Source organism: Kitasatospora sp. NPDC101183 (assembly GCF_044767945.1).
Taxonomy (GTDB): Bacteria; Actinomycetota; Actinomycetes; order Streptomycetales; family Streptomycetaceae; genus Kitasatospora.
In genome coordinates this window covers 126,480-151,801 of sequence record NZ_JBIWOW010000011.1, presented here as the reverse complement: position 1 = coordinate 151,801, position 25,322 = coordinate 126,480, and the positions used below count along the sequence as shown (strand labels likewise).

Annotated in this window: 19 protein-coding genes; 2 read left to right on the top strand and 17 right to left on the bottom strand. The window is 73.3% G+C overall.

Going from position 1 to position 25,322, the window contains the following annotated elements:
* Positions 1–4: 4 nt before the first annotated feature.
* The 17 genes from ACIRRS_RS17485 to ACIRRS_RS17405 all read right to left on the bottom strand — a co-directional run bounded on the left by ACIRRS_RS17485 (position 5) and on the right by ACIRRS_RS17405 (position 23,420).
* Entirely contained in the window at positions 5–1,258 is a 1,254-nt protein-coding gene (locus ACIRRS_RS17485; RefSeq protein WP_402971647.1) for a DUF4910 domain-containing protein, read from the bottom strand.
* Positions 1,259–1,275: 17 nt separating this feature from the next.
* Positions 1,276–2,301, bottom strand: coding sequence for an NAD-dependent epimerase/dehydratase family protein (locus ACIRRS_RS17480; protein ID WP_402971382.1), 1,026 nt, complete (start codon positions 2,299–2,301; stop codon positions 1,276–1,278).
* 3 nt (positions 2,302–2,304) lie between these two features.
* A complete protein-coding gene (locus ACIRRS_RS17475) occupies positions 2,305–2,952 on the bottom strand; it encodes a PIG-L deacetylase family protein (protein ID WP_402971380.1) in 648 nt (215 codons plus the stop codon).
* A complete protein-coding gene (locus ACIRRS_RS17470) occupies positions 2,949–3,746 on the bottom strand; it encodes a glucose-1-phosphate cytidylyltransferase (RefSeq protein WP_402971377.1) in 798 nt (265 codons plus the stop codon). The genes ACIRRS_RS17475 and ACIRRS_RS17470 overlap by 4 nt, the downstream gene beginning before the upstream one ends.
* Positions 3,743–4,978: a class I SAM-dependent methyltransferase gene (locus ACIRRS_RS17465; RefSeq protein ID WP_402971375.1), complete on the bottom strand. Its 1,236-nt coding sequence runs from the start codon at positions 4,976–4,978 to the stop codon at positions 3,743–3,745. Before ACIRRS_RS17465 ends, ACIRRS_RS17470 begins: the two co-directional genes overlap by 4 nt.
* Entirely contained in the window at positions 4,975–6,252 is a 1,278-nt protein-coding gene (locus tag ACIRRS_RS17460) for a glycosyltransferase (RefSeq protein WP_402971372.1), read from the bottom strand. The genes ACIRRS_RS17465 and ACIRRS_RS17460 overlap by 4 nt, the downstream gene beginning before the upstream one ends.
* 2 nt (positions 6,253–6,254) lie before the next feature.
* Positions 6,255–7,511 (bottom strand): O-antigen ligase domain-containing protein, encoded by a 1,257-nt coding sequence (locus ACIRRS_RS17455; protein ID WP_402971370.1) that lies wholly within the window; start codon positions 7,509–7,511, stop codon positions 6,255–6,257.
* A 1-nt stretch (position 7,512) separates the two neighbouring features.
* On the bottom strand, positions 7,513–9,039 hold the full coding sequence (locus ACIRRS_RS17450) for a right-handed parallel beta-helix repeat-containing protein (RefSeq protein ID WP_402971367.1): 1,527 nt from the start codon (positions 9,037–9,039) through the stop codon (positions 7,513–7,515).
* Between the two features lie 14 nt (positions 9,040–9,053).
* Positions 9,054–11,024 (bottom strand): alginate lyase family protein, encoded by a 1,971-nt coding sequence (locus tag ACIRRS_RS17445; RefSeq protein WP_402971364.1) that lies wholly within the window; start codon positions 11,022–11,024, stop codon positions 9,054–9,056.
* Entirely contained in the window at positions 11,021–13,213 is a 2,193-nt protein-coding gene (locus ACIRRS_RS17440; RefSeq protein WP_402971361.1) for a bi-domain-containing oxidoreductase, read from the bottom strand. The genes ACIRRS_RS17445 and ACIRRS_RS17440 overlap by 4 nt, the downstream gene beginning before the upstream one ends.
* Positions 13,214–13,262: 49 nt before the next feature.
* Positions 13,263–15,185, bottom strand: coding sequence for an asparagine synthase (glutamine-hydrolyzing) (gene asnB / locus ACIRRS_RS17435; protein ID WP_402971359.1), 1,923 nt, complete (start codon positions 15,183–15,185; stop codon positions 13,263–13,265).
* A gap of 3 nt (positions 15,186–15,188) precedes the next feature.
* A complete protein-coding gene (locus ACIRRS_RS17430) occupies positions 15,189–16,721 on the bottom strand; it encodes a Wzz/FepE/Etk N-terminal domain-containing protein (RefSeq protein ID WP_402971356.1) in 1,533 nt (510 codons plus the stop codon).
* Complete coding sequence (locus tag ACIRRS_RS17425; RefSeq protein ID WP_402971353.1) at positions 16,718–18,097, bottom strand: Wzz/FepE/Etk N-terminal domain-containing protein; 1,380 nt, start codon at positions 18,095–18,097, stop codon at positions 16,718–16,720. The genes ACIRRS_RS17430 and ACIRRS_RS17425 overlap by 4 nt, the downstream gene beginning before the upstream one ends.
* The gene (locus ACIRRS_RS17420) at positions 18,094–19,374 is read right to left on the bottom strand and encodes a glycosyltransferase family 4 protein (RefSeq protein ID WP_402971351.1); all 1,281 of its coding nucleotides are present in this window, start codon (positions 19,372–19,374) and stop codon (positions 18,094–18,096) included. Before ACIRRS_RS17420 ends, ACIRRS_RS17425 begins: the two co-directional genes overlap by 4 nt.
* Positions 19,364–20,689 (bottom strand): nucleotide sugar dehydrogenase, encoded by a 1,326-nt coding sequence (locus tag ACIRRS_RS17415; protein ID WP_402971348.1) that lies wholly within the window; start codon positions 20,687–20,689, stop codon positions 19,364–19,366. Before ACIRRS_RS17415 ends, ACIRRS_RS17420 begins: the two co-directional genes overlap by 11 nt.
* Before the next feature lie 79 nt (positions 20,690–20,768).
* Positions 20,769–22,196 carry a sugar transferase gene (locus ACIRRS_RS17410; protein ID WP_402971345.1) on the bottom strand — a complete coding sequence of 476 codons (1,428 nt, stop codon included), beginning with the start codon at positions 22,194–22,196 and terminating at the stop codon, positions 20,769–20,771.
* 561 nt (positions 22,197–22,757) lie between these two features.
* Positions 22,758–23,420 carry a TetR/AcrR family transcriptional regulator gene (locus ACIRRS_RS17405; protein ID WP_402971343.1) on the bottom strand — a complete coding sequence of 221 codons (663 nt, stop codon included), beginning with the start codon at positions 23,418–23,420 and terminating at the stop codon, positions 22,758–22,760.
* A gap of 68 nt (positions 23,421–23,488) precedes the next feature.
* On the opposite strand from ACIRRS_RS17405, the gene ACIRRS_RS17400 reads away from it, so the two are divergent.
* Positions 23,489–24,901, top strand: coding sequence for an MFS transporter (locus ACIRRS_RS17400; RefSeq protein ID WP_402971340.1), 1,413 nt, complete (start codon positions 23,489–23,491; stop codon positions 24,899–24,901).
* A complete protein-coding gene (locus ACIRRS_RS17395; RefSeq protein ID WP_402971337.1) occupies positions 24,898–25,308 on the top strand; it encodes a cupin domain-containing protein in 411 nt (136 codons plus the stop codon). The genes ACIRRS_RS17400 and ACIRRS_RS17395 overlap by 4 nt, the downstream gene beginning before the upstream one ends.
* Positions 25,309–25,322: the final 14 nt, after the last annotated feature.

Genomic DNA, 25,322 nt, shown 5'->3' with positions numbered 1-25,322 from the left:
GGCGTCACGCCTTGATCAGTCCGGCGCCCAGCAGGGCGTCGGCCGCGGCGGCCACGGTGTCGAAGGCCAGGCCGGAGCGCTCGCTGACGTCCAGCAGGCTCTTCGAGCCGTCGGACATGCTGAGCACCCAGAGCATCGCCATCTGCGCCTCCTTGGCGTCGCTGCGCCCGCCGAGCGAGTCGTACAGCCCGCGGCGGCCCAACTGCGGCTCGCCGTACGGGCTGAGGTTGACGTAGCGGCGGTTGCGGTCGAGCACGGAGAAGGCCTCGCGGCAGACCGCGAGGGTGTCCTCCAGCGCCTCGGGCTTCACGAAGTCCACGTCGTCCCCCGAGGTGTGGTACTCGGGGTACCCGGCGTACGGGGTCCGGCTGAGCGAGCCCACGCCCAGGTCGAACCCGGGCGAGCAGTACTGCCGCTCGTCGTAGCCGTACGGGGTGAACTCGCGGATCTCGTGCGGCCGTTCGGAGGCGGCGAGGACGTGCCGCAGCACCCGGTCGATCTCCGCGTCCCCGCGGCGGCTCTGCTTGTACGTCACCTGCCCCGCGTCCCCGGCGCAGGCCAGCACCAGCCCGTGCTTGACCTGCTCGATCCGCTCGGCGTTGCGGGCCAGCCAGGTGATCGCCCCGACGGTGCCGGGGGCGAAGACGAACCGGTAGGTGTACCAGGTGTCGCGCTCCGCCAGCTCCTTGGCCAGATGGACCGCCACCGCCACGCCCGCCATGTTGTCGTTGGCGAGCGCGGGGTGGCAGACGTGGGTGGAGACGATGACCTCGTCGGCGACCCTGCCGGGCACCACGTGCTCGGCGTAGGTGAGGTGGCCGTCGGCGAGGGTGGAGTCGATCCGCACCTCGTAGTCGCCCTCGGGCAGGGCGTCCAGGGTCTCCTGCGCCAGGCAGAAGCCCCACTGCGGCTGGTAGTAGCTGGTGCGGTACGGCACCAGCGAGGGCTGGTCGGGCAGGGTGTACAGGTGCGGGCGCAGCTCGCTCAGCGGCATGGTCGCCGCCACCGGCACGCTGTAGCCCAGCACGTGCAGGCTGGAGGCGGCGAAGTCCACGACCCGCCGCCCGGAGGCGTCGGCCACGTACGCGTCGCGGATGTTCCACTCCTGCGGCACCGTCCAGTCCAGCACCGCGGTGCCGGTGGGCACCTCGTGGACCTGGAGCGGGAGGTGCTCGCCGACGATGTCGAGGGTCGCGCGCACGCCGTCGCCGGTGATGCTGCGGCAGATCGGGTACAGCCGCTCCACCAGGGCGTGCATCTCCTCGCCGGGCGTGGTCACCGGCGCCGCCGCAGGGTGTCGTCGACGGTGCCGGCCTCGGAGGCGGCGCGCAGCACGGCCAGCCGGGTGAAGCGGCGCTCGAAGTCCTCCTTGGTGAGGCCGAACTTGCGGTAGGCGTCGGCCAGTTCGAGGGCGCCCTGCTTGACCGTCCACTCGCAGTCGAAGCCCGGGATCGCCGCGCGGAACCGGGAGAAGTCCACCCGGTAGGAGCGCGGGTCGGCGCCGGCCTCCCCGGTGATGCGCACCGTGGAGCCCTCCACCGCCTCGGCGACCTGCTCGGCGATCTCGGCGACGGTCACGTTGTTGATCTCGCTGCCGATGTTGAACGCCCGGTCGTGCACGGCCTCGCGGGGCGCGACCAGCGCGGCCGCGAAGGCCCGGGCGATGTCCCCGGCGTGCACCAGCGGGCGCCACGGGGTGCCGTCGGAGAGCACCAGCACCTCGCCCGAGAGCAGGGCGTGGCCCACCAGGTTGTTCAGGACGATGTCGGCGCGCAGCCGGGGCGAGTAGCCGAAGGCGGTGGCGTTGCGCATGTACACCGGGGTGAAGTCGTCGTCGGCCAGCTCGTGCAGGTCGTCCTCCACCCGCACCTTGGACTCCGCGTACGGGGTCACCGGGCGCAGCGGGGCGTCCTCGCCCACCAGCGCGTCGCCGCCGGCCGCGCCGTAGACCGAGCAGGTGGAGGCGTACAGGAAGCGGCCCACCCCGGCCTCGCGGGCGAGCTTCGCCAGCTTCACCGAGGCGTGGTGGTTGATGTCGTAGGTGAGGTCCGGGGCCAGCGAGCCCAGCGGGTCGTTGGAGAGCGCGCCCAGGTGGATCACGGCGTCCACCCCGGCCACGTCCTCGGCGGTGACGTCGCGCAGGTCCACCCGGCGCCCGGGCGGGTCGGCGGGCGTCGGGCCGAGGACGCAGTCCGCGAACAGGCCGGAGTCCAGCCCGACGACCTCGTGGCCGGCCTCGGCGAGGACGGGGGCCATCACGGTGCCCAGGTAGCCCTGGTGTCCGGTCAGCAGTACACGCAAGGGTCAGCCCTCCAGGTTGAGCGTGAGTTTTGATGCGGCGAAGGCTTCGGCGTAGCGCGCGTGGCACTCGATGCCGCGGATGCGGGCCAGCCCGAGGAAGGCCTCGCGGTCGTACCAGGGGCGGTGGCGCTGGGAGGCGTAGTGCTCCTGCAGCAGCCGCACCTTCTGTTCGGCGACCTCGGTGGTCAGCGGCTGGTAGGCGTTGGGGCGCCCCAGGTCCGCGTCCCACTTGACGATCTCGTAGCCGAGCACCAGGTGGTCGCGGAAGGCGGTGGTCATCAGCTTCGCCAGCCCGCGGTGGTCCTGGTGCGCGTCCTCGGTGCGCGGGGCGAGGACGAGGCCGGGGTCGCACTGCGCCCGCAGCTCCTCCACCGCGGCCTTGGCCTCGTCCCAGTGCGCGGGCAGCCGGCCGTCCGGCAGCTTGAGGACGGTCAGGCGCAGGTCGGCGCCGGGGCAGAAGGCGGCGAGCGCGGCCCGCTCCTCCTGCTCCCGCTCGCCGCCCCCGCCGGAGAGCACCAGCGCGTCGACCCGCAGCCCGGGACGCGCCAGGCACATCGTCAGCAGGGTGCCGCCGGCGCCGATGGCGATGTCGTCGCAGTGCGCGCCGACCGCCGCGATGCCGGTGAGCCCCGCCGGTTCGAGCCGGATCACGCCGTCCTCACGCCGGAGCCGTCCTTCTCCCACACGGCCCACGGGCGCTCGCCCCGCGCGTAGGCGGCGTCGAGCGCGGCCCGCTCCTTGACGGTGTCGGTCGGCTTCCAGAAGCCGCGGTGCTTGTGGGCGACGAGGCGCCCCTGCTTGGCCAGGCCCGCGCAGCCGTCGGCGACGAGGTCCCCGTTCTCCGGGATGTGGTCGAAGACCTCCTGGCGCAGCACGAAGTAGCCGCCGTTCTCCCACAGCGGCATGTCGCTGACCGCGGTGATGCCGCCCACCAGGTTGTCCTCGCCGAGCTCCACGCAGTGGAACGAGGACTGCGGCGGGACGACCGTCATCGAGGCCCCGGCGTCGCGCCTGGAGAAGTTCTCGATCATCTCCGGCAGCGGGGCGTCGGTGAGGACGTCGGCGTAGTTGGCCAGGAACATCTCGTCCCCGTCCAGGTGGTGGCGCACCCGGCGCAGCCGCTCGCCGATCGGCGACTCGATGCCGGTCTGGGCGAAGGTGATCGTCCAGGAGGATATGTCGGTGGACAGAAGCTCCGTCTGCCCGCCCCGCAGGACGAAGTCGTTGGACGTCGTCTCCTCGTAGTTGAGGAAGAAGTCCTTGATGTGCCGGGCGCCGTAGCCCAGGCACAGGATGAACTCGGTGTGCCCGTAGTACGCGTAGTAGCGCATCACGTGCCAGATCAGCGGCCGGGGACCGACCATCGCCATCGGCTTGGGCACGTCGTCGGAGGCCCCGCTGCGCATGCGCAGCCCGTAACCGCCGCAGAACAGGACGACCTTCACGCCTTCACCTCGACGATGCTGAGTTCCGGGATGGGGAAGACCAGGCGGCCGCCCCACTCGTGCACGAAGGCCAGCTGCTCGACCAGCTCGGCCCGCAGGTTCCACGGCAGGACCAGGACGTAGTCGGGCTTGTCCGCGGCGATCCGCTCGGGCTCCAGGATCGGGATGCGCGTGCCCGGGGTGAACCGGCCGTGCTTGTACGGGTTGCGGTCCACCGTGTACGGCAGCAGGTCGGGCCGGATGCCGCAGTGGTTGAGCAGGGTGTTGCCCTTGCCCGGGGCGCCGTAGCCGACGACCGTCTCGCCGCGCTCGGCCGCCTCGACCAGGAACCTCAGCAGGTCCCGGCGGACCTTGGCCACCCGGGCGGAGAACTCGGTGTACCCGGACAGCTCGCGCAGCCCGGCGGCCTTCTCCCGGTCCAGCACGTCGCTCACCCGCTGCGACGGCTCGCCGGCCACCTCGGCCGGGCGCGCCCACAGGCGGATGGAGCCGCCGTGGGTGGGCACCAGCTCGACGTCGACCAGGGCGAGGCCGCCGCTGGCCAGGGCCTGGATCGCGGAGGCCACCGTGTAGTACTGGAAGTGCTCGTGGTAGATGGTGTCGTACTGGTTCTCCTCGATCAGCGTCAGCAGGTGCTGCACCTCGATGGAGACCCAGCCGTCGTCGGCCACCAGGGCGCGCAGCCCCTGGGTGAAGCCGACGACGTCCGGGATGTGCGCGTACACGTTGTTGGCCACGACCAGGTCCGCCGGGCCGTGCTCGGCGCGCACCGCCGCGCCCGTCTCCGGGGTCAGGAACGCGGTGAGGGTCGGCACCCCCGCCTCGCGCGCCGCCGCGCCGACGTTCACCGAGGGCTCCACGCCCAGGCAGCGGACGCCGCGCTCGACCACGTGCCGCAGCAGGTAGCCGTCGTTGCTCGCCACCTCCACCACGAAGGAGTCCGACCCCAGTTCCAGCCGCTCCGCCGCCCCTTCGACGAACGTGCGGGCGTGCTCCACCCAGGACGTCGAGAAGGAGGAGAAGTAGGCGTACTCCTGGAACGTCTCCTCCGGCGTGATCAGCGGGGGGATCTGCGCCAGCCAGCAGTCGGTGCACACCCGCAGGTGCAGCGGGTAGGTCGTCTCCGGCCCGTCCAGCTGCTCGGCGGACAGGAAGCTCTCGCACGGCGGGGTCGCCCCCAGGTCGACGACGCTCCCCATCGCCGTCGATCCGCACAGTCGGCATTGCGTCATGGTGTGGTGTCCCCATTCCTGCCCGGGCGGTCGCCCCGCCGCGGGCCTGCGTTCCCGTTCGTCACCGGCGGCGCGCCGTCCGCGCCGCCGGACCGGCCCGCGATCGCGGACCGGTACCCCTCCACCAGGCGCTCCAGGCCGACGGCAGGGCTGAACCCCTGCTCGTACCGGCTCCGGGCCGCCCGGCCCATCTCCTGGTTGAGGCCTGCCTCCGCCGTGATCCGGCGCAGGCCCTCCGCGAGCGAGGAGGCCTCGCCCGGCCGGTGCAGCAGCCCCGTCTCGCCGTCCCGGACGAGCTCGACGAAGGCGCCGTGGCCCGCGGCGACGACCGGGACCCCGGCCGCCATCGCCTCCACGACCACCAGGCCGAACGCCTCCAGCCAGGTCGACGGCGCCACCACGGCGACGGAGCGCGCGATCGCCTCCCGGCACTGGCCCGTGTCGTACAGGCCCGCGTACCGGACGTCCTCGCGGCCCGCCGCCCAGGCGGAGACCTCCTGCTCCAGCGGCCCCGTCCCGGCGATCACCAGCGGCACGCCCACGCCGCCGGAGCGGGCGAGCTCGTCCCAGGCCGCCATCAGCAGCCGTACGCCCTTGGCCTCCGCGAGGCGGCCGAGGTAGAGCACGTGCTCGCCCCGGCCCGTACGGCGCTCCGCCGGGTCCGGCACGAAGTTGTGCTTCACCGCCAGCCGCTCGGCCGGCATGCCGGCCCGCGCCAGGACGTCGCGCTGCGCCGCCGAGATGCAGAAGAACCGCTCCACCCCGGACCACCAGCGCCGCCGGTTGACCGCCAGGCTCACCGCCAGCGGCACCGTCGCCAGCGAGGAGTTCCGGTAGCAGCCGTGCCGCACCGCCGGTAGCGGCGAGCCGCCGACGCACTCGGTGCACGGCCGCCCGTCGCGCTGCAGCGTCCCCGGCGGGCAGACCTGGGTGTAGTTGTGCAGCGTCGCCACGGCGGGCACCCCCGCGTCCGCGCAGGCCGCCAGCACCGAGGGCGACAGCAGCGGGAACACGTTGTGCACGTGCACCACGTCCGGCCGCTCGGCGCGCAGCCGCGCCGCCAGCTCCGTCCGCACCGCCGGGTTCCACGGCACCAGCAGCGGCACCGCCACCTTCCCCGGCAGCGAGCGGCCCGCGATGGTGTCACTGCGCCGCTCGAACAGGTCGACCCGGTGGCCGGCCTCGCGCAGCAGCCCCACCTCCTGGTCGACCACCTTGTTCTCTCCGCTCGGCTGCGCCGAGGAGTACCGGTTGTGCACCACGAGGACGTGCATGATCAGCTCACCTCCGATCTCTGGGCCCGACGCGCTCCGCGTTGGCGGGGGATTCTCAGCACCGGCGGGGGAGCCGCCGGCGCGGGCGCGGCCAGCAGCGAGGCCGCCACCGTCAGGTGCAGCAGGTACGGCGAGGCGTCGCCGAGGCCGGCCTCGGTGTACGAGGCGATCGCGCAGTAGCTGATCAGGTAGATCGCGCAGGCCCGGGCCAGCGAGGGCGGCCGCAGCAGCGCCACGCCCCCCAGCGCCAGGAACACGGCCGCCACGATGCCGACCCCCGCCAGGCCCTGCTCGTTGAAGACGGCCAGCCAGCTGTTGTCGATCGGCAGGCCACCGAAGGACTTGTCGCCCAGGCCGAAGCCGAACCACTGCTCCAGCGTGGTGCGGGGCGCCGCCAGCAGCGCGTCCCACACCTTGGCCCGGCCCGTCAGGTTGGAGAAGTTCTCTTGGCTCTGCCCGCGCAGGAACCACGCCTGGAGCAGCGAACTCAGGCCCACCGCCGCCACCGCGGAGATCACCACCGCCCAGCTGAAGAACCGCCGGGCGGCCGCGCTGGTCAGCAGCAGCGAGCCGATCGCCAGCAGCAGCCCGACGAGCATGCCCAGCGTGGCGGTGCGGGTGTGGGTCAGCGCGAGCAGCAGGAGGGAGGGCACGATGATCATCGCGGCGCTGCGCCCGGTCGTCCGCCTGTCCAGCAGGAGCAGCACCGTCAGCCCGATGATCACCGCCGCGTACTGCCCGATCTGCGGGGGCGTCAGCGGCCACAGCGCGCCCACCAGCCGCCCGCCGTACAGTTCCGGCATCGCCGCGCCGGGGGAGACGACCAGGCCGGCCGCCACCGAGGCGAGCACCACGAAGTACATCCGGATGTGGAAGCGGACGAACGTCGGCCCGCCGTCCCACCAGCGGCTCAGCAGCCACAGCGCGCCGACGAACAGCGACAGCCGGAAGCAGCGGAACAGCGAGCCGAACCCGGTGCCCATGTGGACGCTGGCGACGACGCTCAGCACCAGCATCAGCGTGAGCAGGAACAGGAAGGCGCTGGCCCGCAGCCGCAGCCGCAGGTTGAGCAGCAGCGCCAGCAGGAACGCCGACACCAGCGCGCCCATGGTGGCCATCTGGATGAGCGAGCGGGGCAGCGGGATGATCGTCTTCGCGCCGGCCGAGCCGAGCGTGTTGAGGATCAGCAGGCCCCAGATCAGCTCGACGGTCTTCGGCGGGCCGGGCGGTGCCAGCGGCGGGTTGAGCTCGACGGCCATCTCACCCACCGGCCTTGGGCGGGGCGCTCTGGAAGGTGCTGCCCGCGTCCTGCTGGTACGGCGCGCCCTGCCACTGCCCGAAGTCCAGCGTGCGGCTGGCGTCGTGGGCGACGAAGGTCCAGGGGCCGGTGTAGGTGTTCTGGTGCCAGTGGTTGTCCTGCTTGCCGGTGATCGCGTCGGCCACCGTGTCGCCCTTGTACGGCGACCAGTCCGGGTACGTGCCGTAGTTGGCCAGCACCCCCATCCGGCCGCAGGCCGTGGTGCAGCCGACCACGTCGGTGTTGAGCGAGAAGCGGTTGTCGTGGATGTCGACGTGCTGGGTCCTCCACCGGCAGTCGGCGAGCAACTGCCCACCGGCGATGGCGGGCTGGGCGCAGTCGGCGGTGGACTTCACCAGCTTGGTGCAGTCCCCGGAGGAGGTGTTGGCCGGGCTGTTGCAGAACCGGTCGGCGTTCTCCCACAGGGTGATCCCCGACCAGTTGTCCTCGAGGACGTTGTGGTCGATCTCGACCTTCGCCGTCCGGGCCGGGACGCGCGGCTCCCCGCCGGACTCGGACAGGTAGACCGTCGCGTACGGGAAGGTGTCGCCCCGGTCGGCGGCCCGGCGGCCGTCGACCCAGTTGTTGCGCCGGATGGTGTTGCCGCGGATGACGGCGTTGTAGCTGGTCTCGTAGATCAGGGCGGCGCCGTCGTTGGACTCCAGCACGTTGCCCTCGATGCGGAAGTCGTTGTCGTTGGTGTCCGCCCACAGCCCGACGCCGCGGTTGTCGTGCACCCAGTTGCCGGTCACGTCCGCGCGGTTGACGGCCCAGAACTTCGCACCGCCCGTGCAGCCGCAGCCGGGCTGGCGGCGCTCCCACTGGTCGGTGTTGTTGCCCGTGATCTCGTTGCCCTCCACCAGCAGGTCGCTCAGCGGCGCCCCGCCCTTGTACGCGTTCAGGCCGTACTGGCCGTTGTCGCGCAGGCAGTTGCCGCGCACCTTCTGCCGGGCGCCCGCCATCAGGGCGGCGCCCGCGTTGTTCCTGATCACCGAGTGCTCGACCACCCAGCCGTCGGCCGAGTCGTGGTTGACCACGCCCTCGTTCTGCGGCGCCACGAAGTTCTGCACCGTCAGGTACCGCACGGTGACGTCGGTGGCGGAGCCGCCGAAGGCGTACTGGTTGGCCTTGTGGCCGTCGAGCACGGCCCCGGGCGCGCCCAGGTAGGTGTCCCCCTCCTTGGGGACGACCTGGGCGTAGCGGTCGGAGTCGAGGCTGTGCGTGCCGGGCTGGAGCCAGAAGACGGTGTGCGCGGGGCTGGCCTTGGTCTTGGCCGCGAGGTCGCCGACCACCGCCGGGTCGACGGCCACGGCGCCCTCCGGGGCCGTGGCCGGGCCGGCCTCCGGGTGGTCGCACACCTGGGCCACGGCCGCCGGCCGGGACGCCGTGGCCGTCGGCTCCGGCGAGGCGTCGTCCGACCCGCCGGAGCAGCCCGTCGCCACCAGCGCCAGCACGGCCACGGCCCCGCAGAGCCGCCTCCTGATTCCCAAAACCCTCCTGCCTCCTAGCAGTTGAACGTGAGTACGGTGACGAACGCCCGGGTACCGGTGGCGCCGGTGCCGACGAGCGTGGTGGCGGGCACCTTGCGGCCGAAGCCGGGGGAGTACCAGCCCAGCGGCGGCTCGCTCTCGCCCCGGTGCGCCCGCCAGACGAGCCCGGCGGGCAGGTCGAGCACGGCCGAGCGGTCCTCGCCGTCCACCGTCCAGCTCAGCAGGGCGCGCCCGTCCGCCAGCTCCGCGGCGACCTCGGGGCCGAGGTGGAAGGCCAGGCGGACGTCGCGGCCCTGGGCGCCCTCACCGGCGACCTCGTCAGTGACCTCGTCGGTGATCCGCAACTCCCGCTCGCCGTGCGCCAGTTCCACCCGGCGGCGGTGCACCGCGGGCCGGTAGCCGTCGTGCTCGGCGCACCAGCGGGACACGGCCGGGTCGGAGGTGTCCGCGACCAGCACCCGGGTGCGGGCGTGCTTCGTCCACAGGAAGGGGCCGCCGGAGACGGACTGGTCCGCGCCGCCCAGCTCCAGGGTGTTGTGGCCCAGGGTGGAGCGGAAGTAGCTCCGCCACGCGGGCTCGCCGTGGTAGCAGAACGTCCCCGGGTCGGCGAGCACCTCGACGCCGTCGTGGCGGACCTCCACGGACAGGGCGTCCGCGTGGCCGTGCGCGGCGATGGACAGGAACCCGTGCGGGCCGCCGTCGCAGCGGCACCAGAGGTGCTCGCCGCCGCGCAGGATGCTCATCCCCGCGTCGGGGAAGTGCACCGGGCGCTCCGCCGGGCGCCGCACCGAGCCGTCCCCGCCGTACGGGCGCAGCAGGGCGGCCAGCAGCGGGGTGCGCACGTCGGCGGCGGGTGCCTCGGGCCACCAGGGAAGGCGGCCGAACACCGCGTCGCCGGTGGCCAGCAGGGAGGCCCAGCGCTCGGTGTCCGGACCGTCGACGATCAGGCCGTGCCCGTCGTCCGCGTCCCCCTGGCGCGGGGGCCGCAGCCGGTTGTCCACCACGGCCGCCAGCGCGTCCGTCATCCGCAGCAGCACCAGCCGCACCGTGGCCGGGACGGGCACCCCGGCGGCGTCCGCCTCGGCCACCGCGGCCAGGCCGAGCTCCAGGACGAGGCCGTGGTACTCGGTGGCCAGCTCCCGGTTGAGGCCGGAGAGGAAGGTGTTGGCGCGCAGGTGCCGGTCCAGCAGGTGCAGGGCGTCGGCGCCCCAGCGCTCCGACTCGGGGAACCAGTCGAAGGCGCAGGCCGCGGCGAACTGCCCGGCCGCCTCGGCGATCACGTGGTTGTTCGCCGAGGACCCCCGGCTGGGGAAGGCGGCCAGCCAGCGCTGGTGGTGCCAGATCTGGTGCAGCGCCACCGGGTTGTCCTCGAAGAGGGCGGCCGCGCCCGGCCAGGCGGCCAGCAGGCGGCGCACCCAGACCCAGGACAGCAGCCGGATGCCCAGCTCGATGCCGCTGACCCAGTGCACGCCCTCCAGCGGCGGGTTGGCCCCCCACCAGGAGCGCAGGTGGTCGGCGACGCGCTCGGCGTAGCGCTCGTCGCCGGTGACGGCGTAGGCGGCGGCGAGCACCGTCAGGTACTGGTGCCGGGAGGGCTCCCAGATCTGCTTGATGTCGCCGACCGTCTCCTCGTCCCGGTACGGCACGTCGAAGGCGTAGCCGGCCGTGGCGCGGCGGCCGGTCTTCGGGTCCAGCCACCAGTCGGGGGAGACCATGTCCTCGCGGTCCACGCCGAAGAACTCGGCGTGGCCGTCCATGAGCCGGTCCGCCTCGGCGACGAGCCGCTTGACGGCCTCCTCCGGCACCGCGTCCAGGGCCCCGTCGGGCAGCACGGCGGTGAACCGGGCGCCGCTCACGGCCGGGCCGGGCGGCGGCGTCTCGTCGCGCCACCGCCGCCGGCGCAGCGTGTCGCCCACCCGCCCGGCGACCTCCTGCGGACCCATGGCGGACAGCCGCCGCAGGTACCAGCCCGCGCTCATCGTCACTGCGGCCTCGCCAGGGTCACCGGGGCGCCGGCGGCCAGACTCGCCTGCACGGCCAGGGTGGCGGCGGTGGTGGCGACCAGCGACTCCAGCGGCACCGGCATCGGGCCGCCGGTGCGCACGGCCTTGACGAAGGAGGCCAGCTCGTTGGACTGCCCCTTGTCCCGGGCCTTGGGCAGCCGGGAGCTGACCCAGCGCTTGCGACCGTAGACCGAGGCCTTCACGAAGTCGTCCAGCTTGAGCACCTTGCCGTCCGCGAGGAGGTCCAGGGTCTCCTTGGGGAAGGCGGGCGCGCCGGAGGTGACGTAGCTGATGGCGGCCGTGGAGCCGTCCGGGTAGCGCAGGACGATCTGCAGGTCCTCGTTGCCCGAGGGGGCGACGGCGTACACCGAGACGGGGTCGGCGCCCAGCAGCCAGCTCGCCGTGTCGATGAAGTGGCCGCCCTCGCCCTCGAAGCGGGAGCCCTCGGTGCCCTGCTGGAGGTACCAGCTGCCGTGCTGGAGCCGGCCCGCGTTGACGAGGTAGCGCAGGCTCGCCGGGCCGGTGCGGGCGCCCAGGCGGCTCTTGGCCTCGCGCAGCAGCGGCGCGAAGCGGCGGTTGAAGCCGACCTGGAGGCGGTCGTTGCCGGACTCCTCGACGGTGGCGAGGACGGAGGCCAGCTCCTCCTGCGTCAGGGCGAGGGGCTTCTCCACGAACACGGCCTTGCCCGCGAGCAGCGCCCTGCGGGTCAGGTCGGCGTGGGTGCTGTGCCGGGTGACCACGAAGACGGCGTCGATGGAGGAGTCCCCGAGGACGGCGTCCAGGTCGGTGGTCGCCTGGGCGAAGCCGAACTTGCGCTGGGCGTTGGCGGCGGACAGCGCCGTGGTGGTGACGACGGTGGACAGCGAGACGCCCTCGCGCTGGGCCAGGTGCGGCAGCAGCATGGAGGTCGCGTAGTTGCCCGCGCCGATGAACGCCATCCGCACCGGGGCCTTGCCGCCGCGGGCCGGGGCGGCCTGCGTCGCGGCCGGGCGGCGCACGGCGGGCACCTCCAGCTCCGGCGCTCCGGTCTCCGCCCCGGCAGCCTCGGCGGTCGGGTAGCGGAACAGCGCGGTGACGGCCTTCAACTCGCCGTCCTTGAGGCGCCGGTACGTCTCCACCGCGTCCTCGAAGTCGGCGACGTGGGAGACCAGCGGGCCGACGTCCACGCGCCCGCGCGCCATCAGGTCGAGGAAGCAGGCGAGGTTGCGCCGCTCCGTCCAGCGCACGTAGCCGATCGGGTAGTCGCGCCCCTCCAGCTCGTACGACGGGTCGTAGCGCCCGGGGCCGTACGAGCGGGAGAACCGGACGTCCAGCTCCTTCTCGTAGTACGCGTTCCAGGGCAGGTTCAGGCTGCACTTGCCGATGTCGATCACCCGGCCGCGGTCCCGGGCCAGGTGGGCGGCCAGCTCCACGGGCTGGTTGCTGCCGCCGCCGGCCGCCAGGTACACCTGGTCCACGCCGTGGCCGTCCGTCAGCTCCGCGACGGCGTTCTCCACCGCCGAGGACCCCGGGTCGCCGCAGGCCGACGCGCCCAGGCTCTCGGCCAGCTCGCAGCGCGAAGGGTCGGGGTCGGCCCCGATCACCTTGACCCCGGCGGCGGTGAGCAGCTGCACGACCAGCTGGCCGATCAGGCCGAGGCCGATGACCAGCGCCACCTCGCCCAGCTGCGGCTCGCCCTGGCGCACGCCCTGGAGGGCGATCGAGCCGACGGTGCCGAAGGCGGCGTGCTGCGGCGCGAGGCCGTCCGGCACGGGGGTGTAGAGGTTCTTCGGCACCCAGTTCAGCTCGGCGTGCAGCGCGTGCTCGTTGCCCGCGCAGGCCACCAGGTCCCCGACCTTCACGTCGTCGACCCCGGCGCCGACCTGCTCCACCACGCCGCACAGCGAGTAGCCCAGCGGCGTGTACGAGTCCAGCTTGCCCATCACCTTGCGGTAGGTGGCGGGCAGGCCGTTGACGGCCACGCTCTGCATGACCTTGGCGACCTGGTCCGGGCGCGAGCGGGCCTTGCCCACCATCGACATCCCGGCCTCGGAGACCTTCATCATCTCGGTCCCGGTGGAGATCAGCGAGAAGACGGTGCGCACGAGCACCCCGCCCGGCTTGCACCCCGGCACCGGCACGTCGAGCACCGACAGTTCGCCGCTCTTGTAGTTCTGCACAACCTGTTTCACCGGAAGTCCCCTTGTTTCTTTGCCGGTTGCTTCGAAGGCCGGAAGTCGGCTAGGCGGTCGGGCGGGTGCCGGAGATCGCGCCCCGGTACCAGTACTCCAGGGTCAGCACGTGCCACAGGTGCTTGGAGAAGTCCTGCTGCCCGGCGGCGTCCTCGGCCGCGAGCCGCGCCAGCGCGTCGCGGCGCAGGAACCCGGAGCGCACCAGCTCGCCGTCGTTGATCACCTCGCGCACCAGCGGGGCGAGGTCCCGGCTCATCCAGGCGCGCAGCGGGGCGCTGAACAGGCCCTTGGGCCGGTAGACGATCTCCCGGGGCAGCACGCTCGTCGCCGCCTCCTTGAGGACGGCCTTGCCCTGGCGCCCGACGATCTTGCGGTCGCCGGGGAAGGTGAACGCCGCCTTGACCACCTCGACGTCCACGTACGGCACCCGCACCTCGGTGGAGGCGGCCATGCTGGAGCGGTCGGTGTACGCGAGGTTGAGGCCCGGGAGGAACATCCGGGCGTCGCCCAGGCACATGCGGTTCACGTAGTCGTCGAGGTCGTTGTCCTCGTAGACGTCCGCGTGCTCGCCCAGCACGTCCTCCACCGCCGGGGCGAGGTCCGGGTTGACGAGGTCGAGCAGCTCCGCCCGGTCGTACATGGTGTAGCTGCGCCGGAACGCCTCCTCCTCCGGCAGGTCGGCGAAGGACAGGAAGCGCTTGGCGAAGCGCACCGAGCGCAGGCCCCGGCTGGAGGTGGCCACCGGCAGCCGGCCCACGGCCGCCGACACGCCGCGCCGCAGCGGCGCCGGGACGCGCTGGTAGCGCAGGGCCAGCTGGTTGGCCAGGTGCTTGCGGTAGCCGGCGAACAGCTCGTCGGCGCCCATGCCGGAGAGCATCACCTTGACCCCGGCCTCCCGGGCGGCCGTGCAGATCAGGAAGGTGTTGATCGCCGCAGGGTCCCCGATCGGCTCGTCCAGGTGGTACGTCATCTGCGGCAGCAGGTCGAGGACGTCCGGGGCGATCTCGATCTCGTGCAGGTCCACGCCGAACTGCTCGGCGACCTGCCGGGCGTAGCGCAGGTCGTCCGGCATCGCCTCGAACTTGGCGTCCTCGGCGCGGAACCCGATGGTGTAGGCGGAGATCCCGGGGCGGTCGCGGGCCGCCAGCGCCGTCAGGTAGCTGGAGTCCAGGCCGCCGGAGAGGAAGGTCGCCACCGGCACGTCGGAGAGCAGGTGGCGCCGGGTCGACTCCTCCACGATCGCGGCGAGGTCCGGCAGTTCGCCCGCCAGGGCCCGCTCGCGGCCCTCGGCGGCGACCTCGCGCAGGTGCCAGAACCGGCCCCGATCGACGCTGCCGTCGGGGCGGCAGCGCAGCCAGCTGCCCGGGGGCAGCTTCTCGGCCTCGCGGTAGGCGCAGCGGGAGTCCGGCACCCAGTAGTAGAGCAGCGAGGCGACCATCGCCGCGTGGTCCACCTCCAGCGAGCCGCCGGTGGCGGCCGCCAGCGCCTTGAGCTCGGAGGCGAACACCAGGCCCTCGCCGCGCCGGATCAGGAAGAGCGGCTTGATGCCCAACTGGTCGCGGACGAGGACGAGTTCGCCGGTGCGCTCGTCGAAGACGCCGAAGGCGAACATGCCGCGCAGCCGGTGCAGGCCGTCGGTGCCCCAGCGGCGCCAGGCCTCCAGCAGCACCTCGCTGTCGGAGGTGCCGCGGAAGCGCACCCCGGCGGCCTCCAGTTCGGCGCGCAGCTCGGGGGCGTTGTAGAGCTCGCCGTTGTAGGTGAGGACGAGGCCGTCCTTGGCCATCGGCTGGGCGCCGGTCTCCGAGAGGTCGATGATGGAGAGCCGCCGGTGGCCCAGGTGCACCTCGCCCTCGGCGAGGGCGTGGCTGTAGCGGCCCGCTCCGTCGGGGCCCCGGTGGGCGAGGGTCTCGGTGAGCAGGTCGGTGACGGCCTTGCCGTCCGGCCAGCGGTACGTGCCCGCGATTCCACACATGTCCTACCTCGCCTCCTGGTCGCTGTCGTCGTCGGTGGCCGGCGCTGTCCACGCCGGCCGTCGGTGGGTCCGTCCCGGGATGGTCCCGTTGACCCTGGTGGGCGGTTCGCTGTCGGTACGGGGCGGGGCGGCGGGGCCGTCCCAGAGGGTGCCGTCGGTGCGGTCGCGCGGATCGGGGTCGATCAGCACCACGCCGGCCACCGCGATGCGCTGCTCGGCGAGTTGGCGCGCCACGGTGTGCAGCCAGGACGCGCTGCCGTGACCGGCCCGCACGACGAGCACCGTCGTGGTGCCCAGGTGGCGCAGGTCCGTCCAGGCCGTGCCGGGCGCCACCGAGCCGACGCCGATCCGCGGGCCCCCGCCCGTACCCCCGGGGGCCTGCTCGCCGCGCACCACCGTGACGGCGCCGCCCTTCGGCGCCTTGGCGAGCTGCTGACCGGGCAGGCCGTCGACGACCGTCACCGGCCCCTCGGCCTCCAGGGCCGCCGCGAGGTCCAGGGCGATCACGGCCGTGCTGCGGGCGCTGCCCAGCTCCAGCAGGGACACCGGCTCGTCGCCGCCGCGCACCGTCCGGGCCAGCGTGGTGGTGAGCCTGGCGCGGGCGTCCTTGGTGCGGCGCCGCTGGAAGCGGGCGAGTGGCCCGCGCGGCGGCTCCGGCAGCTCGGTGAGGACGGAGGCGCCCAGGCCCGCCGCGATCTCCCGGCGCAGCACCGGGCGGTCCGCGACCACCGCGCCGACGGCGGCCAGCGCGATGCCCATGACGAGCCCGAGGACGAGCCCGACCCCGGCGTCCGTGGCGGCCGCCTTCGGCAGGGACTGCTTGACGGCGCGCGGGGCGTCCACGATCTGCGTCTCGGCGACGAGTCGGGGTGTGCCGACCTTGGCCTCGGCGGCGCGCTGCCCGAAGTCGGTGATGCGCGAGGTGAGTTCGGCCCGGCTGGCGAACAGCGACTCCAGGTTGGCCGAGTTCTTCGGCCCGCCGCCCTGCGCGTCCCCGATCTGCTTGTTGACCTGGGCCAGTTCCTCGGTGAGCCGGTCGCGCTGGTCGAGCAGCGCCTTGGACTCGGCGTCGGCGGAGGCCTTGATCCGGTTGACGTGGTCCGCGACGAAGGCCTCGGCCAGCGCCTTGGCCCGGGCCGTCGCCTCCCCGTCGCTCTTGGCGGTGACGGTGATCTGGAGCAGGTTGTTGGTCAGCCCGGCGCCGCTGTACTGCGTGATGAAGTCCTCGGGCTTGTCGGGGGAGTTCAGGGCCTTGAGGGCGGCCCCGGCGATGTTGGTGGTCTGGAGCAGGGCGGCGTCCGTCTTGATCAGGGTGCCGGGGTCGTTGGGCTGGTCCGCCGCGTGCGCGACCAGCACCGTGGCCACCGCCGTCGGCGGCGGGGGCTTGAGGACGGCCACCGCGGCGCCGAGCAGGAACCCGGCCAGCGCCAGGGTGCACCAGAGCCGGCGGCGCCGGCGCACGGCGACCACCAGGGACTGCAGGTCCAGCAGGGGGGAGGCGGTGGAGCTGTGCTCAGGGGACGTGCGGGTGGTCACCGTGCACCACTCCCCGTCTCGGCGAGCTCCTTGTCGGCGCCCTTCGACTTCCGGCCGCCGGACCGCGCGGACTTGGAGGCCTTGGTGGCCTTGGCGGTCCGGACGGGCCCGGCGAGGACGAGGCCGACGACCTCGTGCCCGGCGTCCGCGCAGGCCCCGGTGATGCCGGCCAGCTCCGGCGCCGTCCAGTTGCCCGCGCTCAGCACGACCACGGCGCCCGACTCCTCGTCGTGCTCCGGCACCAGCGGCTGGTCCACCGGGACCTCGACCACCCGCAGCAGCGGGTCGTTCCCGGCCTCGGCGGCCAACTGCTCGGCGCCCGCCAGCGCGAGCCCGTCGCCCTGGGGGACGAGCACCAGCAGCCGCCTCGGCACGGGGGAGCGGTCCTTCAGCCGGGCGCACACCCGGCGGTAGCGGACCAGCCGGCTCTCCTCGTCGCCCGAGGCGCGCGGGGCGGGCAGGTCCCAGCGGACGTCCAGGCCCAGCAGCCGGCGGGCCAGCGCCTTCGGGCCGCCGCCCTTCGGCCGCGGGGCGGCGGCGGAGCCGGGGACGTCGACGGTGCCCAGGACGGAGGCGCCCAGCGCCGTGGCGATCTCGCCCTCGGCGCGCAGCCGCCGGCTCATCCGGGCGGCCGTCAGGTGCCCGATCACCGCGGACACGAAGAACAGCGCGGCCCCGGCCACGACGAGCTGCGTCCGCGTCGGGGCCGCCTCGCCCGTCGGCCGGGCCGCCGGGCCCATGACGACCATGTTGGAGGACTTGAAGGTGGCCGGATCGGCCTGGTCGAGCTTCTTGACGGCGTCCTGGAGGGCGGTGCGCAGCTTGGCCAGCTCGGTGCGGGTCTGCACGCTCTCCACCGTCTGCCCCGGGTTGGTGGCGTCGGCGAGGTCGGTGATGCGGCGGCTGGCCTGCTGCACCAGCTGCCGCAGCGCCTCGGGCTGCGCCGCCTCCGGGTCGGTGCCGTCGCCCGTGAGCCGGGCGGCGAAGCCGACGAACTGCTTGGCCACCTGGTCGGAGAGCTGCTGGGCGCGCTCCGGCGTGTCGGCCGTCCCCGAGATCTTGATGATGTTCCCGTCCGTGGCCGTGGCGATGACCTTGTCGCGCAGGTCCGCACCGCCCACCCCTGACCATTTGAGGGTGGCGGCGGTGCGGTCGATCACCACCGAGCTGGTGGCGATCTGGGCCTGGGTCAACAGCTCGCGCTCCTGCCAGGCGCCCGGCAGCAGCACCGACACCGAGGTCGTGTACTGCGGCGGGAACAGCAGGGACGCGCCGAATCCGACCAGCCCGCCGAGGACGGCGAGGACGGTCAGGAGCCGCCACCGCCGCCGGAAGATCCGGCCGATCGTGACCAGGCGTATCGTGTCGTCGCTCAACGCCGGGGCCTTCTCCCTGCCCGGTCCGGGTGGCCCGCCGAGGCCGGAGCGCTGTCGCGCACGGCGGCGGCGTACGCGTCGAGCAGCGCCTTCTGGGAGTTGCGCCAGGCCAGCGGCCCGTTGATCCGCTCCTGGCCGAGCTTGCCCATCCAGGCGCGCTTGTCCGGATCGTCCATCAGCTCGGCGATGAGCTCGGCGAACCGGGACTCGTCGTTGGCGGGCGCGTACAGCGCCGCGTCGCCGGCGGAGACCCGGGCCTCCCGCAGGTCGAAGGAGACCATCGGGCGGCCCATGACCATGTACTCGAGGACCTTGTTCATGGTCGAGACGTCGTTGAGCGGATTGAGCGGGTCGGGGGAGAGGCAGATGTCCGCCGAGGAGAGGTAGCGCACCAGGTCGGCGTCGGGAACGCGGCCGGTGAACTGCACCTGCTCGGAGAGCCCCAGCTCGCGGGAGAGCTCCACCATCGCGTCGAAGGTGTCGCCGCCGCCGACGAACACGGCGTGCCAGTCGGTGCGCCCGACCTCGTCGCGCAGCTTCGCCAGGGCGCGCAGCGCGTAGTCCACGCCGTCCTGCGGTCCCATCACGCCCAGGTAGCACAGCAGATGGGGCTTGCCCTGCTTCAACTCCGGCTCCGGCGGCACCGGTTGGAACCGCGAGGTGTCGGGGGCGCTGCGCACCACGAACACGTCCTCGGGCCGCTTGCCGCCGCGGGTCTGCGCGACCTCCCGGTAGCTCTCGTTGGTGGCGATCACCACGTCGGCCGCGCGGTAGGTGAATCGTTCCAGCGCGCAGACGGCGCGGTAGAGCAGGTCCCGGCCCCGGTCGAAGCGGGACTCGTACAGCTCGGGCACCAGGTCGTGTTGGTCGAAGACGAACCGGGCGCCGCGCCGCTTGAGCAGCAGCGCCGGGAGGAAGAGCAGGTCCGGGGGGTTGCAGGCGTGGACGACGTCGACCGGGCCGACCTTGCGGGCCAGCCGGGCGGTGTGCCACAGGGCCGTCCCGTACTCCTTGAGGTAGCCGGCCGGGCCGCCGGTGGCGGCCTGCAGCGGGTAGCGGTGGATGCGGATGCCGTCGATCACGGCCTGCGCCTCGGTGTCCCGCTTGGTGCCCTGCGGGCAGATGACGTCCACCCGCCAGCCCGCGTCGCGCAGCGTCGTGCACTCCTGCCACACCCGGCGGTCGAAGGGCACCGACAGGTTCTCCACCAGGACCAGCGCGCGGCGGGGGCGCCCGCCGCGGCCGGCCGTCCGATCTGACGTGCTGTTACCAAGCAAGGCCCGTGTACCCCGGTTCTGTCCGGCGCGTCTCCGCGTCGGGGAGGCGGATGAGGTCGACGATCAGCGGGCCGTCACCGTGGGGCAGGGCCGCCAGCACGGCCGGCTCCTTCGTGCCCACCACGCACACCTCGGCGTGGTCGAGCACCTCCTCGACGGACTCCGCGAGCAGCTGCGCCAGGTGCGGCAGCCGGGTCTCGATGTACTCGCGGTTCGCGCCGAGCAGCCGGGACAGGCTCACGTTCGGGTCGTAGATGCGCAGCTCGTAGCCCTTGCCGAACAGCCGCTCGGCGAGCTCGACCAGCGGGCTCTCGCGCAGGTCGTCGGTGCCCGGCTTGAAGGAGAGGCCGAACAGGCCGACCTTGCGCTTGCCGGTGCGCTCCACCAGCTCCACCGCGCGCTGGAGGTGGTCGGCGTTGGAGGGCAGCACGTGCGAGAGGATCGGCACCGAGACGTCGGCGCGGCGCGCCGCGTGGACGAGGCTGCGCAGGTCCTTGGGCAGGCAGGAGCCGCCGAAGGCGAAGCCGGGGCGCAGGTAGGCGGGGCTGATGTTGAGCTTGCGGTCGGCGAGGAAGACGTCGATCACCTGGTGCGAGTCCACCCCGAGGGCCTGGCAGACGGCGCCCAGCTCGTTGGCGAAGCCGATCTTGAGGCCGTGGAAGGCGTTGTCCGCGTACTTGATGGCCTCGGCCACCGGGACGGGCACCCGGAACACCTCGCCGGGCAGGCCCTCGTACAGCGAGGCGACCACGTCGCCGCTGGCCGCGTCGAGTTGGCCGATGACGGTCTTCGGCGGGTCGAAGAAGTCCCGCACGCTGGTGCCCTCGCGCAGGAACTCCGGGTTGACCGCGACGCCGATGTCCACGCCCGCCGTGCCGCCGAGGTGCTTCTCCAGGATCGGCACCAGCAGGTCCAGGCAGGTGCCCGGGAGCATGGTGCTGCGGAAGACCACGGTGTGCCGCTCGCCGCGCTCGGCCTTCTCGGCCGCCGCCGTGCCGATCTGCTCGGCGACGCGCTCCAGGTAGGTGGTGCACAGGCTGCCGTTGGGCTCCGAGGGCGTGCCCACGCAGACCAGCGACACATCGGTGCCCAGGACCGCCTCGCGCACGTCGACGGTGGCGCGCAGCGCACCCGACGCGACGACCTCGGCGATCATCTCGCCGATCCGTTCCTCGACCACCGGGGCCTTGCCGTCGTTGACCAGGTCGACCTTCACCGGGTTGACGTCCACCCCGATGACCTCGTGGCCCAGGCTCGCCAGGCACGCCGCCGACACGCAACCCACGTAGCCGAGACCTAAGACGCTGACCCGCATGATCCGTCCCTCCCCTCGGGCAGGCCCCAGTGGCCGGCCGTCCGTGCGCCGCCGTCGCAGCGGCGCCCCCCTTGGTGCATCAGTACGCTCCCTGCCCCTGGAGCACCGCGCGCAGCGTCTTCCAGAGGATCACCGCGTCCAGGGCGAGCGACCAGTCCTCGACGTACCGCAGGTCGAGGCGCACCGCCTCCTCCCACGGCAGGTCGCTGCGCCCGCTGATCTGCCACAGCCCCGTGAGGCCGGGCTTGACGAGCAGCCGCCGCTTGATGTCCGGCCCGTACTCGGCGGTCTCCTCCGGCAGCGGGGGCCGGGGGCCGACCAGCGACATCGAACCGGCCAACACGTTGAACAGCTGCGGCAGTTCGTCCAGCGAGTACCGCCGCAGCACTCCGCCCACCCTCGTCACCCGGGGGTCGCGGCGCATCTTGAACAGCAGGCCCGCGCCCTCGTTGCGGGCGAGCAGTTCGGTGCGTTTGCGGTCCGCCCCGGCGACCATCGTGCGGAACTTCACCAGCGTGAACTGGCGTCCGTCCTTGCCCACCCGGTGCTGCCGGTAGAACGCCCCGCCCCGGCTGTCCAGCAGGACGAGCAGCCCCACCGCCAGCATCAGCGGCGAGAACACCACCAGCAGGACGGCCGCGCCGAGGCGGTCGGCGACCGCCTTGACGGCCCGGGGGCCGCCGGTGAAGGCCGGCATGCTGACCCGCAGCATCGGGATGCCGAGCACCGCGTCCACGTGCAGCCGGGGGCCCGCCACCTCCATCAGCACGGGTGCGACGACCATCTCCGCCTCGCCGCCCTCCAGGTTCCAGGCCAGCCGCTGCAGCCGGTCCGGCGACCAGTAGGGGTCGGGCGTGACGGCGACGACCCGGTAGCCGTCGCGGTGGACGTGGTCGGCGACGTCGGTGAGACGGCCGACCACGGGAACCCCGTCCAGCCGGTCCCCGTTGGGGCCCAGTCCGTACGGTGTGCAGACCGCCTCCACGCGCCAGCCCAGGTGAGGGAACTTGCGGGTGCGGGCGATCAGGTCGCGCAGGGTGGCGGGGCTGCCGGCCGCCAGTACCGGGCGAAGGCACCGCCCGTCCTTGCGCTGCTTGTGCAGGGCGAGCCGCAGCAGGTACCGCTCCGTCATGGTGACCATGGTGATCGCCGGGATCGCGACGAAGATCCAGAGCCTGATGTTGTGCGAGCTGAGGGCGATCCCGCCGAGCGCCAGCACCACGGCCGCCGCGAAGAGGGAGCGCCCGAGCCTGCGGAACTCCTCGGCGCCCTGCCCGAGCACAGCCGGGGCCCACGCCTTGGTCGTCCCCAGCGCCCCCAGCACCAGAATCTCGGTGCCGAAGGCGAGAATTCCCCATTTCTCGTGCCAGTTGGCCGCGTCCCGAACCCCGAAGAAGCCGCCGATCGCCGCCACCACGAACGCGGTGGCCACCGTATCGCTGACGATGACGGTTCGGCGGTACTGCTGCTCCCAGTCGAGCTCGGCCCGGCCGATTGTCCCGTTCAACCGGCGCCGTCGCGCCGGATGGAACGGGGTCAGTAATTCGCCTTCCCCCTGATCGACCGTTTCCTCCAGGTCGTCAGCGGGTTCGACGTGCTCGCTCCACACGATTCCTCCCCCCTGGAAGGCTCGCGCCTCCCGCACTGTGCCTCCCCTTGGGAGGCCCCACCTCCCGTGCCGCACCGTTCCTGCAACCCGGAAACCTGTTCCGGGGAATGGCGAATCGGCTGTCGCTGCTATTGCCGCTATTGCCGCGTAACGTGAACACCCCGCCCGGGCGCCGAGAAATGATCATCCCCACCAAGCGTCCGAAGGCGTGTCAACTCACCGCCCACGGCGCCGAAACCGTAGATCACTCACCGCCGCCCCTCGTCCAACCGTGCGAGGCGAAAATCAATGTAGAGCATCCGGGCCACCCGAAGAGGGGGATGTGTGAAACGCATGGTCGAGATTTGAAGATTGGCCTACCGCTTGTGGTCGGTGGCCGGTGCCGAGGGGGTGCCGGCACGCGGGGTGAGCTGGGGAAACGCCCGAAATCCTGGTCGCCGCACGGGGTTTGGCATGGTGTCAGGGAGTGTTCAGGAGACCGTCCACCAGTGCCGTGAGGCCCTGGAGGTAGGTCTCCTCGGCCGTCAGTACGGCCCATCGGGCCGCGACGTTCGCCAGTCGTGGAAGTTCGTTCGGGTCGAGATCGGCGAAAACTCGCTCCCTGTACGTCGCGCGGTCGCTGTCCGCGCGGCGCCGTCCGGCCGTCGCCCGGACGAGGATCTCGCCGGCCGTGTAGTACCAGATCGCGCGGTAGCCGTGGACGGCCCGCTCGGGGGTCAGGCCGCAGGCGACGAGGCCGTCGAGGATCTGCTCGACGAACCACAGCGAGGTGGTGGACAGCAGGTCGTCGGCCGTCAGGACCTCGACGATCCAGGGGCAGTCGGCGAGGGCCCCGTGGATGGCGGCGGTGCAGACGAGCACCCGCTCGCGGGGGTCGGCGGGCAGGTCGGGGCGGCGCAGCGCCCGCTTCGCGTAGTCGTCGAGGAGGAGGACGAGCAGCTCGTCCTTGTCGCGCACGTGGTGGTAGAGCGCCATCGGGGTGCTGCCGACCTCCGTGGCGAGCCGGCGCATGGTCAGGCGGTCCACGCCCTCCTCGGTGACGATCCGGCGGGCGGAGTCGAGGACCTGGTCGAGGGAGATCCGGGGCGGGCGGCCGGGGGACCTGCGGGGCTTCTCGTGCATGCCGCCATCATCTCCCCGGCCGGTTCGGGGCTCGACATCGGCGGGAGCTGCGCGCTACGTTTCTATACATGTATAGAAACTCGCGAGGGCGCCCCGGGACGGTGCTCGCGGCGGTCGCCGTCGCCCAGTTCGTGTTCGCCCTGGACCAGTCGGTGGTCAACGTCGCCCTGCCCGCCGTCCGCACCGCGCTCGGCTTCGCCCCGCTCGACCTCTCCTGGGTCGTGCACGTCTACGCGCTCACCTTCGGCGGCGCCCTGCTGCTCGGCGGCCGGGCCTGCGACCTGTACGGGCGCCGCCGGCTCCTCACCCTCGGCCTCGCCGCCTTCGCGGCCTGCTCGCTCGCCGGCGGCCTCGCCCAGGCCCCGTGGCAGCTCGTCGCCGCCCGCGCCGGCCAGGGCCTCGGCGCCGCGGCCGCCGCACCGGCGGCGCTCTCGCTGCTCACCGCCACCTTCGGCGAGGGGCGCGCCCGGGTGCGCGCCCTCGGCGTGTGGAGCGCGGTCAACGCGGCGGGAGGCGCCCTGGGCGTCCTGGCGGGCGGGCTGCTCACCCAGTACGCCGGGTGGCGCTGGGTCATGCTGGTCAACCTGCCGATCGTCGCCCTCGCCCTCGCGCTGACGGCCGCGGGCGTGCCCGCCGACGTACGCCCCGCGCGCCGGGAGCGGCTGGACGTGCCCGGCGCCGTCCTGGCCACGGGCGGATGCGGGCTGCTGGTGTACGGCGTCGTGGCGGCCGAGTGGCCCGCCGTGCTGCTCGCCCTGGTGGTGCTGGCCGGATTCGTCCTCGTCGAGGCGCGCAGCGCGGCGCCGCTGCTGCGGCTCGGGCTGCTGCGCAGCCGGTGGGTGGCCGGGGCCAACGTGCTGGTGTTCCTCGCGGCGGCCGGGCAGTTCGCGGCCTTCTACTTCGTCTCCCTCTACATGCAGCAGGTCCTCGGCATGGGCGCGGCGGCGACCGGCTCCGCGTTCCTGCCGTTCTCGGTGGGCGTCGTGGCCGGCACCCTGGTGGCCACCCGCGTCGTCTCCGCACGCGGCCCGCGCGCCGCCCTCGTCCCCGGCGCCCTGCTGGCCGCGGCGGGCCTGGCCTGGTTCGCCTGCCTCAGCCCGGACGGCGGGTTCCTCACCGACGTCCTCGGGCCCTCCGCCGTCACCAGCGTCGGGCTGGGCCTGGTGCTCGCCCCCGTCGCCGCCGCCGCGACCACCGGAGTCCGGGCGGAGGAGGCCGGGGCGGCCTCCGGCCTGCTCAACAGCTCGCGGCAGCTCGGGGGTTGCGTGGGGCTCGCCGCCCTGGCCACCGTCGCCGCCCGGCGCACCGGGGGCGCGTCCGACCCGGCCGCGCTCAACTCGGGCTACGCGCTGGGGCTCGCGGGCGGGGCCTGCCTGTTCCTGCTCGCCGCCGCCGTGGCCGTCCTCGTCCTGCCGCGCCGTCCTGCCGCCGGTCCCACTCCCGTCGTCACCGAGAAGCACCTGGAAGGAACCCGCTCATGACCACCCCTCTCTCCCTCGACCTCTTCTCCTCCGCCCTCCTCCTCCACCCCGACGGCCAGGTCCTGGCCGCCGAGCGGCGGATGGCCGGCGGCGCGTCCGGTGCCGGGCAAGCCGCCTGGCAGGTCGCCACCTTCCACGTGGAGACCGACGCCGACGTCCACGCCGACCACTGGGAGATGCACCCGCAGGCCGAGGAGGCCGTCTGCTGCCTCAGCGGCGCCGTCCGCTTCTACCTGCGCGCCGAGGACCCCGCCTCCTCCGGTGAGGAGATGGTCCGCCTCACCCCGGGCACCGCCGTCGTCGTCCCCCGGGGCCGCTGGCACCGCCTCGAACTCGACGCCCCCAGCGACCTCATGTCCATCACCCTCCGCGAGGGCACCCGCCTGGAGAAGCGCTCCACGAGTTGAGACGTCTCACCTTG